We start from the raw sequence: 22,103 nt of genomic DNA, 5'->3' as shown, positions 1-22,103 counted from the left end.
CCAGTCCCCCCTGGTGGGTGTCTTGGGGGCGGTCCACCGGCGGGGGCGCCCCGGTACCGGGGCGCCCCACCCGCCGTCCGCTCAGTCGCCGTTCGCCGGTGCCGGCTCCAGCAGGGTCAGCATGTCCTTGACCGCCTGCTCCATGTCGATCGAGCGATCGTTCAACCACTGCAACTGGATGCCGTCCGCGATCGCGATCAACAACACCGCGAGCCGCTCCGGCGGGATCGCGCTCGCGATGGCGCCCTCCCGCACCCGCTCCTCCATCACGTTCAGCACCGACTGCCGCGCCCGCGGATACCGCTCGGCGAAGAACGCGTGTGCCGGATGCTCGGGATCGCTGCCCGCCGCGGCCATCGACACGTACAGCTCGATCAGGCCGGCCGCGCGTGCTCCCGCCCGGACCATCTCCAGGTGCGGATCGGACCCCTGGTAGCCCTCCCACAACCGGCGATTCTCCTCGTCGCGGGCCCGCAGCACCTGGGTGAGCAGGTCCTCCTTGGAGGCGAAGTAGTGCATCAGGCCCGGCAGACTCAGGTTGCAGCGCGCCGCGACCTTGCGCAGCGAGGTGCCCCGGTAGCCCTCCTCCGCGAAGACCTCCAGGGCCACCCGCAGGATCTCCCGCCGCTTCGCCTCGCCCTTCTCGTACGGGCCCCGTTTCGCCATGCCGCCCACCTTAATGCGCAGCCCGCAGACCCCCCGCGCCACCGGTGGGAGTGACACAAAGGCAGTCGATCGGATGGTGTGCCGGCGCACGCCGTTGCGAGCGACGGTGGGGGCTCGTTGATCCGTCATGACCACATCCGCGTCGTTCGACGAGGCATTGGGCACACTCGCCACGGCGATCGAGGACATCCTGGACCTCCTCGCCCCCTCCTCCACCGCCGCGCCGGCGTCGGCGCCCGAGCCCGCGCCCGCACCCGAGCCCGCTCCCGAACCGGAGCCTGCTCCCGCGCCCGAGCCCGCGCCCGCACCCGCGCCTGCGCCTGCAACCGCGCAGGCCCGGTGCGAGCCCGATGCCCCCGAGCGGACCGTGCCGGTGCTGCACCTGGACCCCGGGATCGACCCGAACGCCCTCGTCCAAGCCCTCCGACACGCCCTGCATCGGTAGTTCGAGTCCCGTTGCGGCGGGCCCGAGTTCGCCGTCGGTTCAGCCGGAGAGGGCCGCCGCCGACCTCGCCCGCCGGGCCGGCTCGGCTCCGGGGCGCGCGGCCACGAGCAGGAAGGCCACCCCGAAGGCCACGTAGCACGACGAGCGCAGCAGTTCGAAGCCGGTCAGGTGCCATTCCTGACCGGGCAGGTGCGGTACGGACCAGACCAGGAAGCTGGGGAAGACGAACAGACCCGCGGCCGACAACGTCTCGGCCCGCGAGTGTGGACCCCGCAGCCCCGCCCACAGCAGGATCGCGATCGGCACGCACCACACCCAGTGGTGGCTCCAGGAGATCGGGCTGGCCAGCAGCCCGGCCACCGCCGCCCCGGGCAGCCCCCACGCGTCCCCGCGCCGACGGTGGGCGATCACCGCGCACAACATGCCGAGCACCCCCACCGCGACGATGGTCGCCGTCCCGCCGATGCCGGGATCGAACAATCGGGTCACCCGGGTGAGCAGCCCGCGCACCGACTGATTGGCGGCGTTCTCCACCCGCCCCACCCGCTCGGGATCGAACACCAGGTCGGTCCAGAATCGCCGGGTGGCCCCGGGCAGCAGCGCGGCCGAGAGCGCCACGGTGCCGGCCGCGGTGCCGATCGCGGTGAGCGCCGCGCGGCGGCGTCCGGTGAGCAGCAGATAGACGATGAACACCGCCGGGGTCACCTTGATGCCGGCCACCAGCCCCAGCGCCACGCCGCGCAGCCGTGCGCCGGGTGGGCGGGTGAAGTCCCACAACACCACGGCCAGCACCGCGAGGTTGACCTGTCCGTAACGCATCGTGGTGAACACCGGCTCGCACCAGATGGCGAAGGTGGTCGCGGCCGGCAGCGCCCACGGCGGCAACCGGCTCCCGTCCGGGTCCACCAGGCGCATCGAGAGCCGGACCACGATCGCCACGAGCAGCAGGTTCGCCGCCACCCCCAGCCCGAGCAGTAGTTCCTCGGGCAGGTAGGTCAACGGGACGAACAACAACGCGGCGAACGGCGGATAGGTCGCCCGGAGGTCGTGCGGCGTGTCCAGCGGGCCGTACAGGTCGATCCCGTCCCGCACCGCCAGCCCCTCCGCGCGGTAGACCACCAGGTCGACCATCGACGGGTGGCTGAGGTGCCGGACGAACAGGTAGACGCCGATCGACGCGGCGCAGGCGAGGGTCCACAGGCACACCCGGCGGGCCGTCGGGGATGCGCTCGGGGTGTTGCCGACGACACCCCGCAGCGGCGTACGGGATCGGCCGCCGAAACCGCTGGGGCGTCGCATACGACGACGCTAACCCGCGCGCCGGCCCGTCCCCGGCGCTTGTGGCTGGGCCATCAAGGTGGTGTCGGACGCCCGGTCCGGACCACCCGTCGGGCCGGCGAGGTGAGGCTCGCCACTGTGGATTGGGTTTCATTTTGTCCGGATTTACCTTAGATTCGATGGCCTGATAGGTACTTTTCTCACCTATCGGCAAGCACAAGGGCCGAGGCGCCTTTGATCCATGTGGAGGTTGTTCCATCCCCGGCGCTGTGCGTGAGTACGTCCTGGCCCATCAGAGCGGCATCCTGTGGTTCGCCACCGCGCTCTCGCTGGGGCTGCTGGTGTACATGCTGTTCGTCTTCGGCCGCTTCCTGATCTATTGGGCCGGCACCCGGCACGCCTTCCGGCACAACCGGCCGGACCGACCCGGCGACCCGGCCGCCTTCACGTGGCACCTGGTGGTGCCCTGCCGCGACGAGGAAGCCGTGATCGCGCAGACCCTGACGGGACTGCGCCGCGCCGCCCCCGAGGCGCACGTCTGGGTGGTCGACGACGACAGCTCGGACCGCACCCGCGAGCTGGTCCTGGCCGCCGCCGAGCACGACGAGCGGGTGCACCTGGTGCAGCGCCGTCGGCCCGACGCCCGGATCGGCAAGGGCGCCGCGCTCAACGCCGCCTACCGGCGGATCTCCGCGTGGTTGCCCGCCGACACCGACCGCTCCCGGGTGATCCTGGGCGTGGTCGACGCCGACGGCAGGCTCGACCCGGGCACCCTGGCCCGGGTCTGCGCCGAACAGGCGATGGGCCGGCCGGACACCGGCGCCGTGCAGATAGGCGTCCGGATGCGCAACGCGGACGACCGGCTGCCGCTGCCCGAGCGAGGCCGCCTCGCCAACGCCGCAGCCCGGGCCCTGGTGCGCATGCAGGACATCGAGTTCCGCGCCAACAACGCCGGCATGCAACTGCTGCGCCGCCGCACCGGCAGCGTGGGACTGGGCGGCAACGGCCAGTTCGTCCGACTCGTCGCCCTCGACGCCCTGGACGCGCCGGCCGGCGCCGAGGGCCGACCCTGGCCCGAGCGAGCGCTCCTGGAGGACTACGAGTCCGGGCTCGAACTGCGCCTGAACGGCTGGCGGCTCACCCACATCACCGAGGCCGAGGTCTCCCAGGAGGGGCTGATCTCGCTGCGCCGCTTCCTGGCCCAGCGCACCCGCTGGGCCCAGGGCAACATGCAGTGCCTGCGCTACACCCGCCGGGTCCTGACCTCGCCGCACTACCGCTGGTCCGGCCGGGCCGAGGTGCTCTACACCTTCCTGCAACCGGTGGTCTGCGTGCTGCTGGTGCTGCTCACCCCGCTGTCGATCGGGATCACCGCGGTCGGCCTGATCCTGTTCCCCGAACAGACCGCCGACTTCCAGTTCCGCTTCGGACCGTTGATGGCGGGCGTCTTCGTACTGGCCGCGCTGCCGATGGTGGGCTGGGCACTGGCCTACCGCAAGATCGTGCACCCGGACCGGTCCTGGTTCACCGGGCTGATCTGGGGCCTGCTGATGTGGTTGTACACGTACCACCTGTTCGTGGTCGCCGTCCGGGCCGCGACCCGACTCGCGCTCGGGCGCAACGGCTGGGCCAAGACCCGCCGCAACGCCGAGGTCGGCATCGCCGGCGTACCCACCGCGTTGGAGGTCTGACCGCGCCGGGTACCCGCCTCCCGCCGCGATCCACCGCACCGCGGTCCGCCCCCGAGCCCGTCGTCCCGACTTCCCACACCCGCCGGCCGCCCACCGGGCCGGCACGGAGAACCACACATGAGCACCGCCCATCTGCCCCCCGCCAGTGTCGCCGTCGTCCTCGGCACCCGCCCCGAGCTGGTCAAGCTCGCCCCACTGATGCACGAACTCGGCCCCGCCGCACGGCTGTTGCACACCGGCCAGCACTGGGACGAGGCGATGTCCGGGCGCTTCCTGCGCGAACTCGCGTTGCCCGATCCCGAACTGCTCACCGGTGTCGGCGGCCGACCCCGCGCCGGACAGATCGCGCACTCCCTCGACCAGCTCGACGACGCGTTCGTGCGGCACCGCCCGGTCGCCGTCGTGGTCCAGGGCGACACCAACGCCACCCTGGCCGGCGCGCTGGCCGCCAACGCCCGGGACATCCCGCTCGTGCACGTCGAGGCCGGGCTGCGCAGCTTCGACCGCGCCATGCCCGAGGAGCACAACCGGGTCATGGTCGACCACGTCTCCGACCTGCTGTGCGCCGCCACCGCGACCAACGCGGCCAATCTGCGCGCCGAGTCGGTGGACGAACACCGGATCACCGTCACCGGCAACACCGTGGTCGAGGTCGTCCGCGCGCAACTGCCCACCGAGCCGGCCCGCGCCGCGCTGTTGGCCGGATACGGGCTGCGGCCCGACGGCTACGTCCTGGCCACCGTGCACCGTCCGGAGAACACCGACACCGCCGCGGCCCTGCGCGCGGTGCTCACCGAACTGGACACCATCGCCCGCTTCGGCACCGAGGTGCTCTTCCCGATGCACCCGCGCACCCGGGCCGCCGTGGAACGCTTCGACCTGACCTCGCTGACGACCCGGATCACCACGATCGAGCCGGTGGGCTACGCCGAGTTCCTGGCCCTGGCCCGGCACGCCGCGTTGCTGGTCTCCGATTCCGGCGGCATCCAGGAGGAGTGCACCGTACTGGGCCGCCCGCTGCTGGTGGTGCGTCGCTCGACCGAACGCCCGGAGGCGGTGGACGCGGGCTTCGCCGCGCTGGTCCGGCCCGGCGCCGAGCTGGGCGAGACGGCGCACGCCTGGCTGGCCGACAGCGCGGAGCGCCTGGCCCGCCTGGCGACCACGCCGAGTCCGTACGGCGACGGCCTGGCCTCCGCCCGGATCGCCCGACTGACCGCGCAACTGGCCGAATCGCCCGTGCTCGCGGCCTGATCGTCCGCGCGACGGGGGCGGACCCGCCGCCCGAGGCGCCCGGACACGCCGTCCTGCGGCAAACGGGTGAGGGTCGGCGACCTCGGGCCGGCCGTGTTGTTCCCTGGTGGGGCAACCCGCCCATCCCTCCAGGAGGTTCCCGTGGCCATCGCCCCCGGCAAGTTGTCAGAACCCGCGGTAGGCGCGTTCGTCGCCGCCGTCAACGCGCACGACAAGGCCGCCTTCGACGCGCTCCTGACCCCCGACGCGACGATGTCCGACGACGGCTCGGACCGCGACCTGCAGGACTGGGCGGATCGGGAGATCTTCTCCTCCAACGGCCACATGGACGTGGTGACCGAGTCCGACGGCGGGCGCGCCCTGGTGGTGGGCTACCGCAACGACACCTGGGGCGAGATGCGCACCGCCTGGCGCTTCACCATCACCCCCGACGGCCGGATCAGCCGCTTCGAAACGGGCCAGGGCTAGGACCGGGCCAAGACCCTGGCCCCCGGCCGGGGTCGCATCCGCACCGAGTCGACACCCATCGCACCTCACTCGGCTCGGCCGGACGCGCGGTCCTCGTCGAAGACCAGGCCCGGCAGGTGCGCCGTGACGAAGCCGGGGTGGGACAACGCGGGGCGGACCTGGCGATCCGCGCCGCCGGGCAACCGTCGTCGGCGAGCATGCCGGTCGCGGTCGACACCGCCGCCACCCGGCGGATCGCGCCGGGCGGCCCGGTCCGTCCCGCACCCGGACCACCCCGAGCCCACCGCCGGCGTCGACCCGGCCGGCCGAGGGCCGAGCCACCAGGGGTGGGTCCCGCGAGCCGCGGCGCCGAAGCCGCTGTGGCGAGCCCCGCGCGGCTCCTCGTCCGCCCGGATCCGGGCCGGGGTCGGCGCGTACGCTGAGCCGCCATGAACCCCGAAGCCGACGACCGCGCCCGGGCGTTGCGCCGGGAGGTGCACGCCGCCACGTCGGCGCGGCGCAACGCCCTCGCGCTGATGTCCGCGTGCTGCCTGATCCTCATACCCTGGACCGGCTACCTGCTCGTCAGCCTGCCGATGCACTACGAGGCCCGCCGTTGGCGGGACGCGTGGGCGGGCTTCGACGTCGGCCTGCTCGTCGCACTGGCCTGCACCGCGTACTTCGGGTGGCGACGCCGCCAGGCGCTGATCCCCGCCGCATTGATCACCGCGACCCTGCTGGTCTGCGACGCGTGGTTCGACGTGATGCTCGCGTGGGGCACGCCCGACCTGTGGCCGAGCATCGCCTCGGCCGTGCTGTGCGAACTGCCGCTCGCCGCGTTCCTGGCCACCCGCGCCCGCCGGCTGCTGCGCTACACGTTGCGGGCGCACTGGTACGAACTCGGCCTGCCCGGCGAGCCACCGCCGCTGTGCCGCCTGCCGCTGCTCGGCCTGCCCGACCCGCGCCATCGGCCGTAGCCCCGCCCCGCGCCCGGGTGGCACGGCGCGCGTCGTGCCACCCGGGCGATCGGATCGGACGGCGTCACGCCTGGGCCCCTGGCCTCGAACACGCTGGGCTCGGCCCTGTTCGAGCAACCCGAGCGCACTCTGCTCCGGTTGCTCTTCCTGGATCCCGACGGCCGGGCGTTCTACCCCGATCGGGAGAAGGCTGCACGCAACACCGTCGCGTCGTTGCGCTCGGGTGCGGGCGACGATCCCGGCGATCCCGTGCTGATCTCGCTGGTCGGCGAACTGAGCGTGCGCAGCCCGGACTTCGCCCGGCTGTGGGCCCGGCACGAGGTGCGCGCCGAGAGCACCGAGGCGAAGCGATTCCGGCACCCGAAGGTGGGCGAACTCGTCGTCTCCTACGAGTCGTTGACCGTCAACAGTGCCCCCGGTCAACAACTGGTCGTCTACCAGGCCGAGCCGGGCAGCCCGACCGAGGAGTCCCTGCGCCTGCCGGGCAGCCTGTCCGCCACGCCCCCGAACCGACCCTGCGGCCCGGCGGATCGGGAGAACGACGGAACGGCGAATCGGCGAACCCGCGGGGGCGACACGCCCTCGATCCGGGAAACGTCCCCCCGCGCCCGGCCCGACGCTGCTGGAATGGCAACGGACACCGCAGGAGACCACGACGGCGGGCACCGGCTCGCCGCCGCGCGTCAGGCGCGAGGGAGCGACCCATGACGACCGCACATCCGCCCCGTCCCTCGACGCCCACCGCCCCCGGGGCGCGCGCCGGCCGGGCCCCCGGCGCGTGGCCCGGACTGGGCCATCTCCCGCACCTGCTCCGGGCGCCGCTGCGCTTCCTCGGCTCGCTGCCCGCGCACGGCGATCTGGTGGAGATCCGGCTCGGCCCGCGCCCGGCCTTCGTGTTGTGCGATCCCGAACTCGCCCGGCTGGTGCTGGCCGACGGCCGCGGCTTCGATCGCATCGGGCCGCTCTACGAGGGTTCGCGCGCCGCGCTGGGCAACGGCCTGGCCACGTGTCCGCACGCCGACCACCGCCGGCAACGGTTGATGATGCAGCCCGCGTTCCGCGCCGAACACCTGCCCGGCTACGCCGACGCGATGCACCGCGAGATCGGCATGGCGCTGGATCGCTGGCGGCCGGGTCGGGTGGTCGACATGGTCGACGAGATGTTCGCGCTGACCACGACGGTGGCGGTGCGTACCCTCTTCGGTGCCGGCATCGCCGATCGGGACATCGCCGAACTGCGCGACAGCCTGGACACCTTCCTCAAGGGCGTCTATCTGCGCGCCCTGTTGCCCGCCGTCGACGCGCTGCCCACGCCGGGCGCCCGGCGCTACACCCGGGGGCTGGCCACCTGGCGGGCGCACGTGACCCGGATCATCGCCGACCGCCGCGCCGGCGACCCCGACGATCGGGATCTGCTGGGCCGGCTGCTCGCCGCCCGGGACGAGGCGGGCGGGGCGATGACCGAGGCCGAACTGCACGACCAGGTGGCCGTGTTGATCCTGGCCGGCGCCGAGACCACGTCCTCCGCACTGGCCTGGGCACTACACCTGATCAGCACCCACCCCGAGGCCGAGGAGGCCCTGCACGCCGAGGTCGACGCCGTGCTCGACGGGCGGGTGGCCGGTCCGCAGGACCTGCCCCGGCTGCCCTGGACCGGCAAGGTGCTCCGCGAGACGTTGCGGCTGTACCCGCCGGCCTGGGTGCTGCCGCGCACCACCACCCGCGAGATCGAGGTGGCGGGCCGCCGACTGGACACCGGCAGCACCCTCGTGTTCAGCCCGTACATCCTGCATCGCCACCCGGGGTTCCACGCCGAGCCGGACCGCTTCCGGCCCGAGCGCGAACATGCCGACGGGCTCGGCCCGGGGGCCTGGTCGCGCAGTTCGTTCGTGCCCTTCGGCAGCGGTCCGCACAAGTGCATCGGCGACACCTTCGCGCTGACCGAGGCCACCCTCGCGCTGGCCTCGATCGCCTCCCGCTGGCGACTGCGGCCGGCCTCCGCCGTGCCGGTCCGCGCCACCCCGCGCAGCGTGCTGACACCGCGCACCCTGCCGATGCACCTGATCCGCCGCTGACCCGGGGGACGGGCCCGGTCGCGAACCGCCGCCGACCCGCGCCTCGATCCGCCGCTCAGCCGTGGGCGGTCACGCACTCCCCCACCGGGGCGAACAGCAGGTTCCAGTTGCCCGGCACCCGCCGCACCGCGGAGTCGAGGTGGAATCGCACCACCGTCCACTCGTCCGGCCGGGCCGCCGCGCCGTGCGCCCGGACCGCCTCCAGGCTGCCGTCCAGCGCCTCGACCTGCTCCTCCTCGTCGAACCCGAGTCGCTCGTAGGCCCGTTCCACCTCCGCCGGCTTGGACAACGACTCGTCCCAGCCGGCGACCGCGTCGAGCAAATAAAGCAGATGACTGCCGGGGAGTGGGAGTTCGGCCCGCAGTCGGGCCGAGTCGAACTCCCGGTCCGCGTCCCGCGCCACCAGGTCCGAACCCCGCACGGCCCAGCCGACCAGGTCCACCCAGTAGTCGGGTGCGTGCCGGCCGTCGCTCTGTCGGATGTGCTCGCTCGCGAACGCCGCCATCAGGTCCGGGTCGTCGATCAACGGCGAGACGGCCAGGTCGCTCCGGCTGTCGAAGCCGAAGAAGTAGCGACGCCCGTCGAGCACGAGCGACTCGATGCCGGCCACGTGGCCGGTCCGTCCGGGCAACGGTTCGATCTGCCTGCTGGAGTCCGGGTTCATGCCGACGACGGTAGCGAGAACCACCGACGCGCGGGTGCCCGGCCCGTGGCTACCCGCCCACGCGTCGATGCAGGTCGCCCAGGACGGCCAGGTCCGCCTCCGTCAGGCGCAGCGCACCGGCGGCCACGTTGGCGACCAGGTGCTCGGGGTTGCCGGTGCCGGGAATGGCCAGCACGTGCGGCCCCTGGTGCAGCGTCCAGGCCAGCCGCACCTGCGCCGGGCTCGCGTCGTGGGCACGCGCCACGTCGAACACCTCCGCCGCGTCGTCGCCGACGACCCCCACCTGGCCCGCGGCCCCGGCGATCGCGTAGAACGGCACGAACGCGATGCCCTGTTCGCCGCAGGACCGCACGAACTCGTCCTGATCGGCCCGGATCCCGATCCCGTACCGGTTCTGCACGCAGACCACCGGCGCGATGGCCAGCGCCTCGGCGAGCTGATGCGGGTGGACGTTGGAGACGCCCAGGTGTCGGATCAGACCGGCCTCGCGCAGGTCGGCCAGCGCACCGAAACGCTCGGCGATCGAGTGGGTGCCCAGCACCCGCAGGTTGACCACGTCGAGGTGGTCGCGACCGAGCTGGCGCAGGTTCTCCTCGACCTGTCCGCGCAGTTCCGTCGGCGTGACCGCGTGCGTCGCCCACTGGCCCGCCGGGTCCCGGGCCGGTCCGACCTTGGTGGTGATCACCAGATCGTCCGGGTAGGGCGCGAGCGCCCGGTTGATCAGTTCGTTGGCGGAGCGCAGCGAGGAGAAGTAGAAGGCGGCGGTGTCGATGTGGTTCACCCCGAGTTCGACCGCGCGGCGCAGCACCCCGATCGCCCGGTTCCGATCGCTGGGCACCGCGTCGGCGTCGAGCGCCGCGCCGTCCTGGGTCAGGCGCATCGCACCGAAGCCGATGCGATTGATCATCAGATCGCCGAGCGTCCAGGTCCCCGATGCCGCGGCGGTACTCGTTGATGAAGTCATGGACGCATGATCGCGACGGACCGGGCCGATGACCATCGATTAAGCTGTGTGCGAATCCTCGGGGGCGACTGACGGTGTCGGCGGAACTGGCATTCTCGGCGGGCGATCCGGCCCGGATGCGGTTCGCCGTCTCGCCGATGTGGGAGGTCGGCCCGAGCTTTCGGCTGCTGATTTCGGGCGCCGCCCATCCGGTGCACCTGCCGTGGATCGAGCAGGTCCGCCCCGGGTGACGGCCGCCGGGCTGCACCGGGGCCGACTTGCCGAACTGATCCCGCCGGTCGGCTACATGCCCGACTTCCTCAATCCGACGCCACCGGGGCCGGCCCCCGCCCTGGCGGCGGAGCCGGCCGGGATCGTGGCCACTCCGGTGGCCGTCGTGCGGCGCGATCTGGACCGGCTGCGGCACGAGCGCGGCGGGCTGGGCCCCGAGTCGGAGGCGCTGTACGCGGACCCGCGCGCTCGGCCGGCCCGGGTCGCGGCCGAGGTCGAGGCGTATTGGGAGTCGGCGCTCGCACCGTACTGGGCGCGGATCCGCGCGGTGCTGGAGGCCGATGTCTTCCATCGGGCCCGACAGGTCGCCGAGCGTGGCGCGGGCGAGGTCCTCAACGAGCGGCACCCGTCGGTCAGTTGGCACGAGGACGCGTTGCGGCCGGCCCGCCGGCAGCGGGCGCTGTCCCGGCGGACGGCGGGCGCGGGGCTGCTGTTGATCCCGTCCGTGTTCACCGGGCCGGATCCGTTCACCCGGGTGACCCCGCCGGAACCACCGCAACCGGCCTATCCGGCCCGGGGCATCGGCACGTTGTGGACCCGGCGCCCGGTCGAGCCGAGCGCGCCCCTGGCCGCCGTACTGGGCCGTTCGCGAACGCTGCTGCTGAACGAAGTGCACACGCCTGCCTCGACCACCGAACTGGCCCACCGGACCGGCCTCTCCCCCGCCGGGGTCTCCCAACAACTGACCGCGCTGCGCGACGCGGGCCTGGTCACCGCCCACCGCGCGGGCCGCACCGTCCTGTACGCCCGCACCTCGACCGCCGAATCCCTCCTCGCCCCCCGCCAGTCGCGGGCGCAGCGGTGCGGATGGTGACCCGAACCACCACGATCGCCCGCCGCGAGGGTGGACGGATCGGGGATTTTGTGCGCCGGATCGGGCGTGCGAGAGTGGTTCACGGAGCCCGAACCGGCTCCCGGACGAGGCACGCCGTACCCGGTCAAGACAAGACGGTGTCAGGGAGCGTGCCTGTCATGGCCTGGATCGTCCTGATCATCTCCGGTGTCCTGGAAGCCGTCTGGGCGACGGCACTCGGCAAGTCCGAGGGATTCAGCCGGATCGTGCCGACCGTGGTGTTCGGCGTCGGTCTGACCGCGAGCATGGCGGGCCTGGCGTTCGCACTGCGCGAACTGCCGGTCGGCACCGGCTACGCGGTGTGGGTGGGCATCGGCGCGGTGTTGACCGTCTCGTACGCGATGATCTTCGACGGCGAGGCGTTCTCCGTCGTCAAGGTGCTGCTGCTGGCCGGCATCGTCGGCAGCGTGGTGGGCCTGAAGGTCCTGCACTAGTCGCGCACCGGCCCGGCGGCCGACCCTCGTCGAGGCGTGGGTCGGCCGCCGGGCCGGCCGGTCAGTCGATCTGCAGTTCGCCCATCGCACTCCACCCGTTCGCGTCCGGGATCACCGTGCTCACGATCTCGGGTGTGTGGCGCAGCAGCGGACGGAAGCGTTCCAAGGCCGCCTTGAAGTGGTCCGAGTTCACGTGCGCCGCCGCCGCGTCGTCCCGGAACGCCTCGACCAGCACGTAGGTGCTCGGGTCCTCCAGACTGCGCGACCACTCGAACCACAGGTTGCCCGGTTCGCCCCGGGTGGCCTCGGTGAACGCCGCGGCCTGCTCGGGCCACCCGCCGGCGTGCTCGGGTTTCACCGGAAACTTCACCACGATGAAAATCATTGGGTAACTCTAGGTCATCGCGCCGGTCGCACAGGGGACCGCGACGAGTCGACCGGTACGCGGGTCCGCCGGCGGAGCGTCCAGGCCGCGCCACTCGGTGGCGACGACGAACAACGTCGTACCGTCGGCGCCGCCCAGCGCGCAGGAGAAACAACCCCGGTCGAACTCGACCGTGCGCAGCACCTCGCCGCCCTCGCGAACCCGCACACAACACTTGTTGGGTACGTCCGCGTACCAGACGGCGCCCTCGGCATCGACGCAGATCCCGTCCGGAACCCCGTCGCCGAGGTCCGCCCACACCCGGCGCCGGGACAACCCGCCGTCGGGCGCGATGTCGAACGCGGTGAGCCGGTGGCCGTACGACTCGGCGACGATCAGCGTCGAGCCGTCCGGCGTCACCGCCATGCCGTTGGGAAAGACGACGTCCTCGGCCACCCGGCGCGCCGAGCCGTCCGTATCGATCAGCGCGACGAACCCGGGCCGGAACGCCTCGCCCGCCTGCATGTCGAACCCGATCGCGTTGACGTACACGTGGCCGCGTTCGTGCACCACGATCTCGTTGAAGCCGGTCCCGAGCGCGCGCAGATCCGCGTGGGTGACCAGCGATCCGTCCGCTTCGAGACGGACCACCCGTGCCTCACTGGACGAGACGATCAGCAGCCGCCCGTCCGGCAACCAGTCGATGCACATCGCCATCGACGGAAACGGCACCCCCACCACCACCTCGCCGACGCCCTCGGGGCCGATCGCGACGATCTCCCGGGCGCCCCAGTCGCAGAACCACACCCGATCCCGATGCCACCGCACCGACTCGCCGAAAGCGATGTTCTCCCGCAGGACGGTCCACTCGGCCATGAGCCACGACTCCTTCGTCGACCCCGAGACGGTCCACCGGCGAGGTCGACGGCGGATCCCTGCTCCCGTGTAATGGACCTGCGCATACCCGAAAACTCATCGCCGCCGGACCGAACCCAGGACCGGGCCCGGGCCGGGCCGGCCGCCGTGCACGAAGGCCACCTCCGGGAAGCCCGCGGCCGGCCCGTCGAAGAGCCCACTCGCCCGGCCGCGCAGGTGCAGATCGAAGAACGCCGTCGTATACGCCCTGGTGATCGCGGCGGCCCGATCACCACCCAGCGTGCCGTACTGCCACGCCGCGTCGTCGGGCGGCACCTGGTCGCGGATCCCGAAGCGGTCCACGATCCACGGCATGTCGCAGAACGTGTAATGGCCACCGCCGGGCACGTCGAGCCACCGCCGCCATCCGGTCAGCCGCTCCCACATCCGCTGCCAGTCGGCATGTTCCGGGCCGGCCGCGACCCGCTGCGCCCCCAGCAACAACACGGGACGGGCGATGCCCTCGGCGGGCGGCTCGGTCCAGAAGTTGCCGTCCAGGTCGATCGCGGCGTCGACCCGGCGATCCGTGCGCAACGCCTCGACCGCCGCCGCGCCACCCATCGAGTGGCCGGCCACCCCGATCCGGTCGCGATCGACGAACAGCCCCGTGCCGGGTCCGGTCAGCCGGTCGACGACGTAGCGGATGTCGGCGGCGCGGGTGCGCACCACCAGCGCGTCGTCCGGGATCGTGTCGCAGATCCGACAACGCTCGATCCGGCCGCCCGGAAACTCCACCGGCGCCTCGTAGGTGTGGTCCACCGCGGCCACCACGTATCCGCGCGAGGCCAACTCCTCGGCCAACGCGGTCAACGAGGTGCGGCTGCCGCCGAATCCCGGGGACAACACCACCAGTGGCGCGGGTACCGGCCGGGGCAGCGCGTACGCCGCAGCATGCGTGCGCACGTCGGCCGACAACGCGGAGCCGAACACCACGCGCGACAGCTCGGGTGACATGTACGGCGCCCGGGCGCCGCTCGACCCGAGCGACGGATACCACAGCGAGACCATCAGCTCCCGGGCCCGCGCCGCCGGATTCCACGGATCGGATCGCGAACGATCCACCATCCACACCGACGTCGTGCCGATCGCCGAGGCCCCCGAAGGCGCCGGCACCTCGACCGGGACGGGCAACGACCGCGGCACATGGGCCGAGGCCGACGGCGCGACCGACCACGCCGACAACACGGCGAGCACGAGCGCCGCGCACATCACAAGCCGCGAGACCCGCGCCCCGATCACCGGCCGTACCGAATTCCCGACATGGGCAGCACGGTAGGAAGCCGGCCGCCGCCGAACATCACCCCCGGGGCCGATGACGCGCGAACCACATCCCGGCACAATGGACGGCCGCTTCGCGCTCTCGCACCGGGCGGGCCGGCACCGCTCAGGCCAGCCGCTTGGCGAAGATGTACTCGGTGCTGCCCGGCGGGTAGTCCGGCACGGTGCCGACGAGTTCGTAGCCCTGTTTCCGGTAGAACCCGGGGGCCTGGAACTCCCAGGTCTCCAGGCGCACATGACGGCAATCGCGCTCGGTCAGCGCGATCTTCTCGGCCCGCTCCAGAAGTTCGGCACCGAGCCCGGTGCCGCGCCGGGTCGGGTCGACCCACAGCAGGTCCACATGCAACCAGTAGGCCCAAGTGTATCCGGCCAGGCCGCCGACGATCGTGCCTTCGTCGTCCAGCGCGAACAGGTGCAGCGCCACCTCGTCCTCGGCATCGGTGCCCCGAAGCCTCGCCAGGTGCGGCGATGCCGCCACGTTGTCGGCACCGAGCCGCTGCGCAAGCCAGGCCCGGCGATCCGCGTCCACGTTCGCTTCGAACTGCACCACACACCCACCCTAGCCGGACGCCGACCCCCGCAGGGAGCCGACGCCCGGCCGGGTCGCGCTCAGCCGCCGTCCACCGCGTACCAGACCGCCGCGTCGCCGGGCAGCACGCCGTCTCCCGGCAGGTCCGCGCCGGCCAGCAGGACCGCGCCGTACTCCGGCAGGCGCACCGGCTCCGCCCGCAGGTTGACCGCGCACACCAGCGACTCGCCGCGGCGGAAGACCAGGGTGCCCGCAGGCGCGTCGAGCCAGCGCAGTGGCGCACCGTCACCCAGTTCCGGATGCGTGCGCCGGATCGCCAACGCGGCCCGGTACAGCGACAACATCGACGTCGGATCGTCCCACTGCGCCTCGACGCTCAGCTCGCGCCACTCGCGCGGCTGCGGCAGCCACGGCGCGGCACCGCCCGGCGCGCCGAATCCGTACGGCGCCCGCTCGCCCGACCACGGCAGCGGTACCCGGCAGCCGTCCCTGCCGCGTTCGGTGTGCCCGGAGCGCTCCCAGCGCGGATCCTGGAGCACGTCGTCGGGCAGGTCCAGCACCTCGGGCAGGCCCAACTCCTCACCCTGGTAGACGTAGACCGAGCCGGGCAGCGCGAGCGTGCACAGCGCGGCGGCCCGCGCCCGCCGCACCCCGATCGCACCGCCGCCGTAGCGCGTCACGTGCCGGTGCACGTCGTGGTTGGACAACACCCACGTCGCGGGCGCACCCACCTCGGCCGCTCCGGCGAGCGAGGCGTCGATCACCTCGCGCAGTGCATCGGCGGACCAATCGGTGCCCAGGTAATGGAAGTTGAACGCCTGGTGCAACTCGTCCGGGCGCACATACCGCGCGGTGCGTTCCGGGCCGGGCGTCCATGCCTCCGCGACGGCGATCCGGGCGCCGGGATACCCGTCGAGGATGCGCCGCCACGCGCGGTAGATCTCGTGCACCCCCTCCTGGTCGAAGAACGGGAGTTCGGCGCTGCCGAGCAGTTCGATACCCGCGCCGGTGCCGATGTCCGGCAACCCGGGCGCCTTGACCAGGCCGTGCGCCACGTCGACCCGGAACCCGTCCACGCCCAGATCCAGCCAAAAGCGCAGGATGTCCTCGAACTCGGCCCGGACCTCCGGGTGTTCCCAGTTCAGGTCCGGTTGCTCGGGGGCGAACAGGTGCAGATACCAGTCACCGTCCGGCAGCCGGGTCCAGGCTCGCCCGCCGAACACCGACTCCCAGTCGTTGGGCGGCAGTTCGCCGTCCGCGCCACGGCCGGCGCGGAAGTGGTAGCGCTCCCGGGCGGCCGAGCCGGGACCGGCCGCCAACGCCTCGACGAACCACGCGTGCGCCTCGGAGGTGTGATTGGGCACCACGTCGACGATCACCCGCAGATCGTGTGCGTGTGCGTCGCGCACCAGTGCGTCGGCGTCCTGCAACGTCCCGAACAGCGGGTCCACGGCCCGGTAGTCGGACACGTCGTAGCCGTGGTCGGCCTGCGGGGACGCGTAGAACGGGGTGAGCCACACCGCGTCCACCCCCAGCTCGCTCAGATAACGCAACCGGCTGCGCACCCCGAGCAGGTCGCCGATCCCGTCACCGTTGCCGTCCGCGAAGCTGCGCACGTACACCTGATAGATCACCGAATCGCGCCACCATCCGGTGGTCGTACGGGAGTTCGTGGTCGAGACAGTCATCGATGAGCATCCTTGACGGGATCGGAGAGCGAGAACGCGAACAGGAACGGGAACGGGAACGAGAACGGGACGAATACGGAAACCGGGCCCACCCGGCGCAACCGGACTTCAGCTCTTCACCGCCCCCGCGGTCAGGCCGCCCACGATGAACCGCTGGAGGAACTGGAACAACACCAGCACCGGCACCGCGGCGATCAGCACCCCGGCGGCGAACACACCCCAGTTCCGGCCCACTCCGTAGGAGATGAAGTGGTACAGCCCGACCGCCAGGGTCTGCTTGTCCGGGTCGTTCAGCACCAGGCTCGCGATCACGAAGTCGTTGAGCGTCGCGACGAAGGACAGCAGCGCCACCACCGCCAACACCGGCGCCACCAGCGGCAACACGATCCGGAAGAACACCTGCGCGTGGGAGGCGCCGTCGATCCGCGCGGCCTCGTCCAGGTCGCGTGGCACGGTGTCGAAGAACCCCTTCATCAGGTAGGTGTTCACCCCCAGCGCGCCGCCCAGGTAGATCATCACCAGGCCCAGCCGGCTGCCCAGCCCGATCGCCGGGAACACGTCGTCGAACGTGGACAGCAGCAGGAACAACGCCACGTAGGCGAGTAGTTGCGGGAACATCTGGACCAGGAGCAGGGTGGTCAACCCGGCCTTTCGGCCGCGGAATCGGAACCGGGAGAACGCGTAGCCCGCACACGCGCCCAGGAACACCGACCCGATCGCGGTGGCCAGGCCGACCACCATCGAGTTGACGAACCACTTGCCGAACGGATGCAGTGGGTCGTCGAACAACTCCCGGTAGTGCGTCCCGGTGGCGTCCGCGAACAGCTCGTTGGAGCCGGTCAGCGTGCCGCTCGGGTTCAACGACGCGGACAACACGAACACCAGCGGGAAGACCGCGACCAGCACCGCGAGCACGCCGATCAGGTGCCGCCAGCCGATCCGGACGAACCAGCGGATCATGTCTGCTCCTCGAACGCGCGGCTGCGACGCAGGCCGATGACGGAGATCGCGGCGACCACCACGAAGATCAGGATCGAGACGGCGCAGGCCATGCCGTACTGGCGGTTGCTGCCGCCGAAGGCGAGCTTGTACACGAGCGAGATCAGCAGGTCGGTCGAGCCGACCTCGATCGGGGCGTCGGGATCCTTGGGGCCACCGCCGGTGAGCATGTAGATGACGTTGAAGTTGTTGAAGTTGAAGGCGAAGGTGGCGATCAACATCGGGGTGACGGCGGTGAGCAGCAGTGGCAGCCTGATGTGCCGCAACACCTGCCATCGCCCGGCACCGTCGATCCGGGCCGCCTCGGTGACCTCGGCCGGGATCGCCTGGAGCGCGCCGGTGCAGATCAGGAACATGTACGGGAAGGAAATCCACACGTTGACCGCGAGCACGCTCAGCCGGGCGAGCCAGGGATCGGTGAGCCAGGGGATGTGCGCGCCGTCGAGCAACGAGACGTTGACGTAGCCGTAGTCGGTGTTGAGCATGCCCTGCCAGACCAGTGCGGCCAGGAACGCCGGGAAGGCGTAGGGCAGCATGATCAACGAGCGGTAGATCCGGTGCCCGCGCAGGCGTTTCCCGTTCAGCACGGTCGCCAGCAGCAGGCCGATCCCGAACGGCAGCGCGACCGAGACGCCGGCGAAGAAGAACGTCCACACCAGCACGCCCAGGAACGGCCCGCGGATGTCCTCCTCCGTCAGGATGCGTCGGAAGTTGTCCGCGCCGACGAAGACCTTCCAGCCCGGACTGAGTCGGCTGCCGTCCGGCGCCGCGAACACGCCGTCCGAGGTGGGCCGGTAGACAACCCCGCGGACCCGGTCGGTGATCGTGTCCGCGGCGCGGTCGTAGGCGAGTGTGGATCGGTAGGCGGCGGCGCTGATCCCGTCCGCGGTGCGCAGGCTGCCGCTGTTCGGGTCGCCGGTCACCGGCACCCGCAGGGCGCTGATCTCCTGCTGCCGGCCCGCGATTTGGCTGTAGGTCAGCGGCCGCCAGCCGGGCGCGGCCACCGCGCGGCCGGCCGGGTCGCGCACGGGTTGTTCGACCGGCTCCAGCGGGTGGCCCGGCCAACCCAACCGCACGCTGCGATCGGGCCCGGTCACCAGCAGGCCGAGCCGATCGCCGCGCGCGACGACCGAAGCGGGCCGCACCGGCGAGTCGGGGACGCGGGTCTCGCTGTGCGCGAGGATCGCCGCGACCGCGTCGGGCTTGTCGCTGTTGTGTCCGTCGCCGTAGTTGGTCAAAGCCGCGACGCCGGTGTACAGCACCACGTAGACCTGGTAGACGAGCAGCAGCGCGATGCCGGGCGCGAGGTACTTGGCCGGCACGTGCCGTTTGGTGGCGTAGACGATGTTCACCGCGACCGTGCCCACGAGCAGGGCGCCGAACATCCACCACGAACGATCCGCGGCCAGGGCGAGCAGCCCGTAGACCGCGAGGGCGTCGACGACGGCGAGCAGAACGATCCGGGCGGCGAGGCCGCCGAGGCCGCGGCGGCGGGCCGAGGCGGGCCGGCCTTCGGCCGGGGGCCGCCGACCGGGTGGGGCGTGCGGCGGCCGGGTGGGCAGGGTGTGGGTCACGGTCTCTCCTCGTCCGCTCCGCGTCAGCCGGCGGCGATCTTGGCGCGGATTCGGCCGGCCATCGCGGTGGTCAGCTCCGCCGGGTCGCCGCGGCCCTGGACGATGGCCAGTTGGGTCAGGCCCCAGTCGGCCCAGACGCTGTCCATCGCGGGCAGGTTCGGGGTCGGCACCCCGGCCTGCGCGGCGCGGGCGAAGCCGGCCACCATCGGGTCGTTCGCGACCTGGTCCAGTACCGCGGTGGTCGCCGGGACCCGGCCGCCGGTGTCGTACAGGGCGCGCTGGGCCTGCGGGGTGGACAGGTAGTTCAGGACGAAGTCCTGGGCCAGGATCGGGTTGGCCGACTTGGCGCCGACGAAGAAGCCCTGCACGCCGACGAATGGTCGGGCCGGGGCGGTGTCCGCGCCGGGCACCGGGTCCACCGCGAACGGGACGTGTGCGGCCTTGAAGGTGGCCGCGTCCCACGGGCCGGCGAGCAGGAACGGGGTCCGGCCCTTGAGGAACGCGTCGGTGGCGATGTCGGCGGTGAGCGAGGTGGAGAGCACGCCGTCCTTGCCCAGTTCGCGCAGCCAGGGGGCGAAGCGCAGGCAATCGGGGCTGTCCAGTTCGAGCTTGGTCGGGTCGTAGGCGCCGTCCGGCTTGTTGCCGAAGACCCGACAGCCGAACGAGGTCTGCAACGGGTAGAGGTGGTACGGCGATCCGCTCTTGGCGTCGACCGGCACCGCGACCGGCAGCTTGGCCTTGCCCTCCTCGACCAGGCGGCGCCCGGTGGCGAGCAGTTCCGCGAACGAGGCGGGGGCCTGCGGCGCCAGTTCGGTGTTGCGCAGCAGCGCGATGCTGTCCAGCGCGTAGGGCAGCCCGTAGGTCCGACCCTCGTAGCGCATCGCCTCCAGCGCGACCGGGGAGAACGCCGCGGCGCGGTCGCCGAGTTCGAGCGGCGCCAGGACGCCGTTGTGGACGAGCTTGCCCAGCCAGTCGTGCGGGCCGACCACGACGTCGGGGCCCTGGCCGGTCGGGGCCTGCGACACGAAATCGTCGCGGATCTCGCCCAGTCCCTTCTGGACGACCTTGACCTTGACGCCCTTGTCCCGGGTGAACGCGGCGGCGATGTCCTGGAGCGGCTTGGCCCGGGCGTCGTCGGCCCAGACGGTGAGCGATCCGGTGGCCGCGGCCGGGCCGGACGCGGCGGGCGCGGCGTTCTTGTCGCCGCCGTCGCCGCCACCACCACAGGCGGTGGCGAGCAGCGTCGCGGCGAGTACGGCCGGCAGCAACAGGCGTGATCTCACTGGGTTTCCTCCTCGGATGTGCGCGCGTCGTCGGCCGGGGCCGTGGCGAGGGCCGGTGCCTGCTCGGCGTTCGGGTCGCTCCAGGCCGGTACGTGCAGCCGGATGTGCCGGTCGCCGTCGTGATGAAACGGGTCGCGGATGGTGCTGCCGTCCTCGTGCAGGCCGTCGCAGCGCCAGCCGCGCCCGACCGCGCCGTTGAGTCCCACCCCGCGCGGCAGTCGCCAACTGCCGTGATAGCGACCGGCGGCCACTCGGGTGGTGACCAGGCCGGAGTAGTACACGGTCTCCTCGGCGGGCAGGTCGGCCGCGGTGGTCAAGGTGACCTCAAGGAGCGCGTCCGCGCCGCCCTCGACCACCTCGATCGTGCCGTGCGCGGCGTGTCCCTCGACCGTCGCGGCGAGTTCGACCACACCGGGCCGGACCGGCGCCACCCGGGCCGATCCCAGCGCACGCAGCGCGTCGGCCGGTGTCCAGGTCGGCTCGACGCCGAGCACCGAGTAGACACAACCGTCGGCGCGCACGCCCACCGGCGCCACGCTCGCCTGCGGCTGCCCGGTGGCGAGCACGATCCGCTCGGGCAACCGCAGTCGCCGCAACGGCGATTCGGCGTCGCCGAACAGGTGCAAAAGCGCGCTGCCGACCCGCTCGGCCCACGCGCTCTCGTGGTGCGGCGCCTGCGGATCCTCGTGGAAGCGCACCTCGCGGTCCGGCGCGTAGCCGAGGTCGGTGATCAGGTGGTCCACCAGGTCGCGGGTGTGCCGGACGGTGATCAGGCCCTCCATGCCGCCGATGTCCGCCCAGATCCGGGCCGGCCCGCGGGCCTGCTGCCGCCGGTAGACCGGCGTCTCGGCGAGCGTGACCGGATCGACGAAGACCAGGAACGGCGAGAGCACCCCGGCCAGCCCGAACACGTCCGGGCGACGGAAGGCCAGGTGGTAGCTGACCAGGGCGCCCATCGAGGAGCCGAGCACGGCGGTCGCGGCCGGATCCTCGGTGACCGCGTAGCGGGCCGCGATCAGCGGGCGCAACTCCTCGATCAGGAACCGCTCGTACAACTCGCCGCGGGCCGACGCGCGCGGGTCGCGCGGGTAGGGCACGTGGTGGCTGTACTCGGCCCCGCGCGAGTCGCGGCCGTTGTCCACGGCCACCGCCACCAGCGGCGGCAGCAGGCCGGCGCCGATCAGCCGGTCCAGCGTCTCCTCGACCCGCCAACTGGGTTCCCGGCCGGTGCGGGCGAACACGTGTTGTCCGTCGTGCAGCCACACCACCGGGTAGGGGCCCGCGAGCGGGTCGTAGCCGGCCGGGAGGTACACGTGTACGTCGCGGGTGTTGTCCAGGTGCGTCGAGCGCACGTCGGTCAGCGTCTCGATCACGCCGGTTTCGGCCGCGGTCGCGGTCATCGTCGGGTGCTCTCCTGTCTCGGTGCCAGATGCCGGGGTGCCGGCGGGGGTTGCTCGG

Annotated in this window: 24 protein-coding genes and 1 riboswitch; of the genes, 11 read left to right on the top strand and 13 right to left on the bottom strand. The window is 72.3% G+C overall.

Annotated features, from left to right (window positions below):
• Positions 1-81 precede the first annotated feature (81 nt).
• Positions 82-666 (bottom strand): TetR/AcrR family transcriptional regulator, encoded by a 585-nt coding sequence (locus ABZ374_RS42940; RefSeq protein ID WP_360323019.1) that lies wholly within the window; start codon positions 664-666, stop codon positions 82-84.
• A 127-nt stretch (positions 667-793) separates the two neighbouring features.
• On the opposite strand from ABZ374_RS42940, the gene ABZ374_RS42935 reads away from it, so the two are divergent.
• Positions 794-1,111: a hypothetical protein gene (locus ABZ374_RS42935; protein ID WP_360323017.1), complete on the top strand. Its 318-nt coding sequence runs from the start codon at positions 794-796 to the stop codon at positions 1,109-1,111.
• 39 nt (positions 1,112-1,150) lie between these two features.
• Here ABZ374_RS42935 and ABZ374_RS42930 read toward each other — a convergent pair whose 3' ends face one another.
• A complete protein-coding gene (locus ABZ374_RS42930; RefSeq protein WP_360323015.1) occupies positions 1,151-2,410 on the bottom strand; it encodes a glycosyltransferase 87 family protein in 1,260 nt (419 codons plus the stop codon).
• A gap of 248 nt (positions 2,411-2,658) precedes the next feature.
• Between ABZ374_RS42930 and ABZ374_RS42925 the strand changes: the two genes are divergently transcribed.
• From ABZ374_RS42925 to ABZ374_RS42900, 6 genes are all read left to right on the top strand, one after another.
• The gene (locus ABZ374_RS42925; protein ID WP_360323013.1) at positions 2,659-4,080 is read left to right on the top strand and encodes a glycosyltransferase family 2 protein; all 1,422 of its coding nucleotides are present in this window, start codon (positions 2,659-2,661) and stop codon (positions 4,078-4,080) included.
• A gap of 117 nt (positions 4,081-4,197) precedes the next feature.
• Complete coding sequence (wecB, locus tag ABZ374_RS42920; RefSeq protein WP_360323011.1) at positions 4,198-5,331, top strand: UDP-N-acetylglucosamine 2-epimerase (non-hydrolyzing); 1,134 nt, start codon at positions 4,198-4,200, stop codon at positions 5,329-5,331.
• Positions 5,332-5,472: 141 nt separating this feature from the next.
• Positions 5,473-5,799, top strand: coding sequence for a nuclear transport factor 2 family protein (locus ABZ374_RS42915; RefSeq protein WP_360323009.1), 327 nt, complete (start codon positions 5,473-5,475; stop codon positions 5,797-5,799).
• Positions 5,800-6,227: 428 nt separating this feature from the next.
• Complete coding sequence (locus ABZ374_RS42910; RefSeq protein WP_360323007.1) at positions 6,228-6,755, top strand: hypothetical protein; 528 nt, start codon at positions 6,228-6,230, stop codon at positions 6,753-6,755.
• Positions 6,756-6,803: 48 nt separating this feature from the next.
• Positions 6,804-7,463 carry a hypothetical protein gene (locus ABZ374_RS42905; protein ID WP_360323023.1) on the top strand — a complete coding sequence of 220 codons (660 nt, stop codon included), beginning with the start codon at positions 6,804-6,806 and terminating at the stop codon, positions 7,461-7,463.
• On the top strand, positions 7,460-8,830 hold the full coding sequence (locus ABZ374_RS42900) for a cytochrome P450 (protein ID WP_360323005.1): 1,371 nt from the start codon (positions 7,460-7,462) through the stop codon (positions 8,828-8,830). The genes ABZ374_RS42905 and ABZ374_RS42900 overlap by 4 nt, the downstream gene beginning before the upstream one ends.
• Positions 8,831-8,885: 55 nt before the next feature.
• On the opposite strand, the gene ABZ374_RS42895 is transcribed toward ABZ374_RS42900, so the two are convergent.
• Both ABZ374_RS42895 and ABZ374_RS42890 read right to left on the bottom strand, forming a co-directional pair.
• The gene (locus tag ABZ374_RS42895; RefSeq protein ID WP_360323003.1) at positions 8,886-9,494 is read right to left on the bottom strand and encodes a hypothetical protein; all 609 of its coding nucleotides are present in this window, start codon (positions 9,492-9,494) and stop codon (positions 8,886-8,888) included.
• Positions 9,495-9,543: 49 nt separating this feature from the next.
• On the bottom strand, positions 9,544-10,458 hold the full coding sequence (locus ABZ374_RS42890; RefSeq protein ID WP_360323001.1) for an aldo/keto reductase: 915 nt from the start codon (positions 10,456-10,458) through the stop codon (positions 9,544-9,546).
• Between the two features lie 74 nt (positions 10,459-10,532).
• Here ABZ374_RS42890 and ABZ374_RS42885 point away from each other — a divergent pair, with 74 nt between their 5' ends.
• The 3 genes from ABZ374_RS42885 to ABZ374_RS42875 all read left to right on the top strand — a co-directional run bounded on the left by ABZ374_RS42885 (position 10,533) and on the right by ABZ374_RS42875 (position 12,015).
• Positions 10,533-10,688: a hypothetical protein gene (locus ABZ374_RS42885; RefSeq protein WP_360322999.1), complete on the top strand. Its 156-nt coding sequence runs from the start codon at positions 10,533-10,535 to the stop codon at positions 10,686-10,688.
• On the top strand, positions 10,685-11,542 hold the full coding sequence (locus ABZ374_RS42880) for a DUF5937 family protein (RefSeq protein ID WP_360322997.1): 858 nt from the start codon (positions 10,685-10,687) through the stop codon (positions 11,540-11,542). The genes ABZ374_RS42885 and ABZ374_RS42880 overlap by 4 nt, the downstream gene beginning before the upstream one ends.
• Before the next feature lie 81 nt (positions 11,543-11,623).
• Positions 11,624-11,686, top strand: a riboswitch (guanidine-III (ykkC-III) riboswitch).
• A 14-nt stretch (positions 11,687-11,700) separates the two neighbouring features.
• Complete coding sequence (locus ABZ374_RS42875; RefSeq protein ID WP_360322995.1) at positions 11,701-12,015, top strand: multidrug efflux SMR transporter; 315 nt, start codon at positions 11,701-11,703, stop codon at positions 12,013-12,015.
• A gap of 61 nt (positions 12,016-12,076) precedes the next feature.
• On the opposite strand, the gene ABZ374_RS42870 is transcribed toward ABZ374_RS42875, so the two are convergent.
• The 3 genes from ABZ374_RS42870 to ABZ374_RS42860 all read right to left on the bottom strand — a co-directional run bounded on the left by ABZ374_RS42870 (position 12,077) and on the right by ABZ374_RS42860 (position 14,248).
• Positions 12,077-12,400 carry a putative quinol monooxygenase gene (locus tag ABZ374_RS42870; RefSeq protein ID WP_360322993.1) on the bottom strand — a complete coding sequence of 108 codons (324 nt, stop codon included), beginning with the start codon at positions 12,398-12,400 and terminating at the stop codon, positions 12,077-12,079.
• A gap of 9 nt (positions 12,401-12,409) precedes the next feature.
• Positions 12,410-13,255, bottom strand: coding sequence for an SMP-30/gluconolactonase/LRE family protein (locus tag ABZ374_RS42865; protein ID WP_360322991.1), 846 nt, complete (start codon positions 13,253-13,255; stop codon positions 12,410-12,412).
• Between the two features lie 96 nt (positions 13,256-13,351).
• Positions 13,352-14,248 (bottom strand): dienelactone hydrolase family protein, encoded by an 897-nt coding sequence (locus ABZ374_RS42860; protein WP_360322989.1) that lies wholly within the window; start codon positions 14,246-14,248, stop codon positions 13,352-13,354.
• Here ABZ374_RS42860 and ABZ374_RS42855 point away from each other — a divergent pair.
• A complete protein-coding gene (locus ABZ374_RS42855) occupies positions 14,247-14,570 on the top strand; it encodes a hypothetical protein (RefSeq protein ID WP_360322987.1) in 324 nt (107 codons plus the stop codon). The genes ABZ374_RS42860 and ABZ374_RS42855 overlap by 2 nt on opposite strands.
• Positions 14,571-14,678: 108 nt before the next feature.
• On the opposite strand, the gene ABZ374_RS42850 is transcribed toward ABZ374_RS42855, so the two are convergent.
• The 6 genes from ABZ374_RS42850 to ABZ374_RS42825 all read right to left on the bottom strand — a co-directional run bounded on the left by ABZ374_RS42850 (position 14,679) and on the right by ABZ374_RS42825 (position 22,045).
• The gene (locus ABZ374_RS42850) at positions 14,679-15,119 is read right to left on the bottom strand and encodes a GNAT family N-acetyltransferase (protein ID WP_360323021.1); all 441 of its coding nucleotides are present in this window, start codon (positions 15,117-15,119) and stop codon (positions 14,679-14,681) included.
• A 62-nt stretch (positions 15,120-15,181) separates the two neighbouring features.
• Entirely contained in the window at positions 15,182-16,789 is a 1,608-nt protein-coding gene (locus tag ABZ374_RS42845; protein WP_360322985.1) for a glycoside hydrolase family 13 protein, read from the bottom strand.
• 108 nt (positions 16,790-16,897) lie between these two features.
• Complete coding sequence (locus tag ABZ374_RS42840) at positions 16,898-17,749, bottom strand: sugar ABC transporter permease (RefSeq protein ID WP_360322983.1); 852 nt, start codon at positions 17,747-17,749, stop codon at positions 16,898-16,900.
• Positions 17,746-19,362: an ABC transporter permease subunit gene (locus ABZ374_RS42835; protein WP_360322981.1), complete on the bottom strand. Its 1,617-nt coding sequence runs from the start codon at positions 19,360-19,362 to the stop codon at positions 17,746-17,748. The genes ABZ374_RS42840 and ABZ374_RS42835 overlap by 4 nt, the downstream gene beginning before the upstream one ends.
• A 23-nt stretch (positions 19,363-19,385) precedes the next feature.
• Positions 19,386-20,645 carry a maltose ABC transporter substrate-binding protein gene (locus ABZ374_RS42830; protein WP_360322979.1) on the bottom strand — a complete coding sequence of 420 codons (1,260 nt, stop codon included), beginning with the start codon at positions 20,643-20,645 and terminating at the stop codon, positions 19,386-19,388.
• Entirely contained in the window at positions 20,642-22,045 is a 1,404-nt protein-coding gene (locus ABZ374_RS42825) for an alpha/beta hydrolase-fold protein (RefSeq protein WP_360322977.1), read from the bottom strand. The genes ABZ374_RS42830 and ABZ374_RS42825 overlap by 4 nt, the downstream gene beginning before the upstream one ends.
• Positions 22,046-22,103 lie beyond the last annotated feature (58 nt).

The sequence above is a fragment of the Embleya sp. NPDC005971 genome (genome assembly GCF_040629175.1).
Taxonomy (GTDB): domain Bacteria; phylum Actinomycetota; class Actinomycetes; order Streptomycetales; family Streptomycetaceae; genus Embleya.
Note: the sequence above shows the minus strand (reverse complement) of the source record. Positions and strands in the feature narration are given on the sequence as shown.

Coding starts and splice junctions, on each gene's coding strand:
- ABZ374_RS42940 (WP_360323019.1), bottom strand. CDS start 666: ATGGCGAAACGGGGCCCGTACGAGAAGGGCGAGGCGAAGCGGCGGGAG.
- ABZ374_RS42935 (WP_360323017.1), top strand. CDS start 794: ATGACCACATCCGCGTCGTTCGACGAGGCATTGGGCACACTCGCCACG.
- ABZ374_RS42930 (WP_360323015.1), bottom strand. CDS start 2,410: ATGCGACGCCCCAGCGGTTTCGGCGGCCGATCCCGTACGCCGCTGCGG.
- wecB (WP_360323011.1), top strand. CDS start 4,198: ATGAGCACCGCCCATCTGCCCCCCGCCAGTGTCGCCGTCGTCCTCGGC.
- ABZ374_RS42910 (WP_360323007.1), top strand. CDS start 6,228: ATGAACCCCGAAGCCGACGACCGCGCCCGGGCGTTGCGCCGGGAGGTG.
- ABZ374_RS42900 (WP_360323005.1), top strand. CDS start 7,460: ATGACGACCGCACATCCGCCCCGTCCCTCGACGCCCACCGCCCCCGGG.
- ABZ374_RS42895 (WP_360323003.1), bottom strand. CDS start 9,494: ATGAACCCGGACTCCAGCAGGCAGATCGAACCGTTGCCCGGACGGACC.
- ABZ374_RS42890 (WP_360323001.1), bottom strand. CDS start 10,458: ATGACTTCATCAACGAGTACCGCCGCGGCATCGGGGACCTGGACGCTC.
- ABZ374_RS42875 (WP_360322995.1), top strand. CDS start 11,701: ATGGCCTGGATCGTCCTGATCATCTCCGGTGTCCTGGAAGCCGTCTGG.
- ABZ374_RS42870 (WP_360322993.1), bottom strand. CDS start 12,400: ATGATTTTCATCGTGGTGAAGTTTCCGGTGAAACCCGAGCACGCCGGC.
- ABZ374_RS42865 (WP_360322991.1), bottom strand. CDS start 13,255: ATGGCCGAGTGGACCGTCCTGCGGGAGAACATCGCTTTCGGCGAGTCG.
- ABZ374_RS42855 (WP_360322987.1), top strand. CDS start 14,247: ATGTACGGCGCCCGGGCGCCGCTCGACCCGAGCGACGGATACCACAGC.
- ABZ374_RS42860 (WP_360322989.1), bottom strand. CDS start 14,248: ATGTCACCCGAGCTGTCGCGCGTGGTGTTCGGCTCCGCGTTGTCGGCC.
- ABZ374_RS42845 (WP_360322985.1), bottom strand. CDS start 16,789: ATGACTGTCTCGACCACGAACTCCCGTACGACCACCGGATGGTGGCGC.
- ABZ374_RS42840 (WP_360322983.1), bottom strand. CDS start 17,749: ATGATCCGCTGGTTCGTCCGGATCGGCTGGCGGCACCTGATCGGCGTG.
- ABZ374_RS42825 (WP_360322977.1), bottom strand. CDS start 22,045: ATGACCGCGACCGCGGCCGAAACCGGCGTGATCGAGACGCTGACCGAC.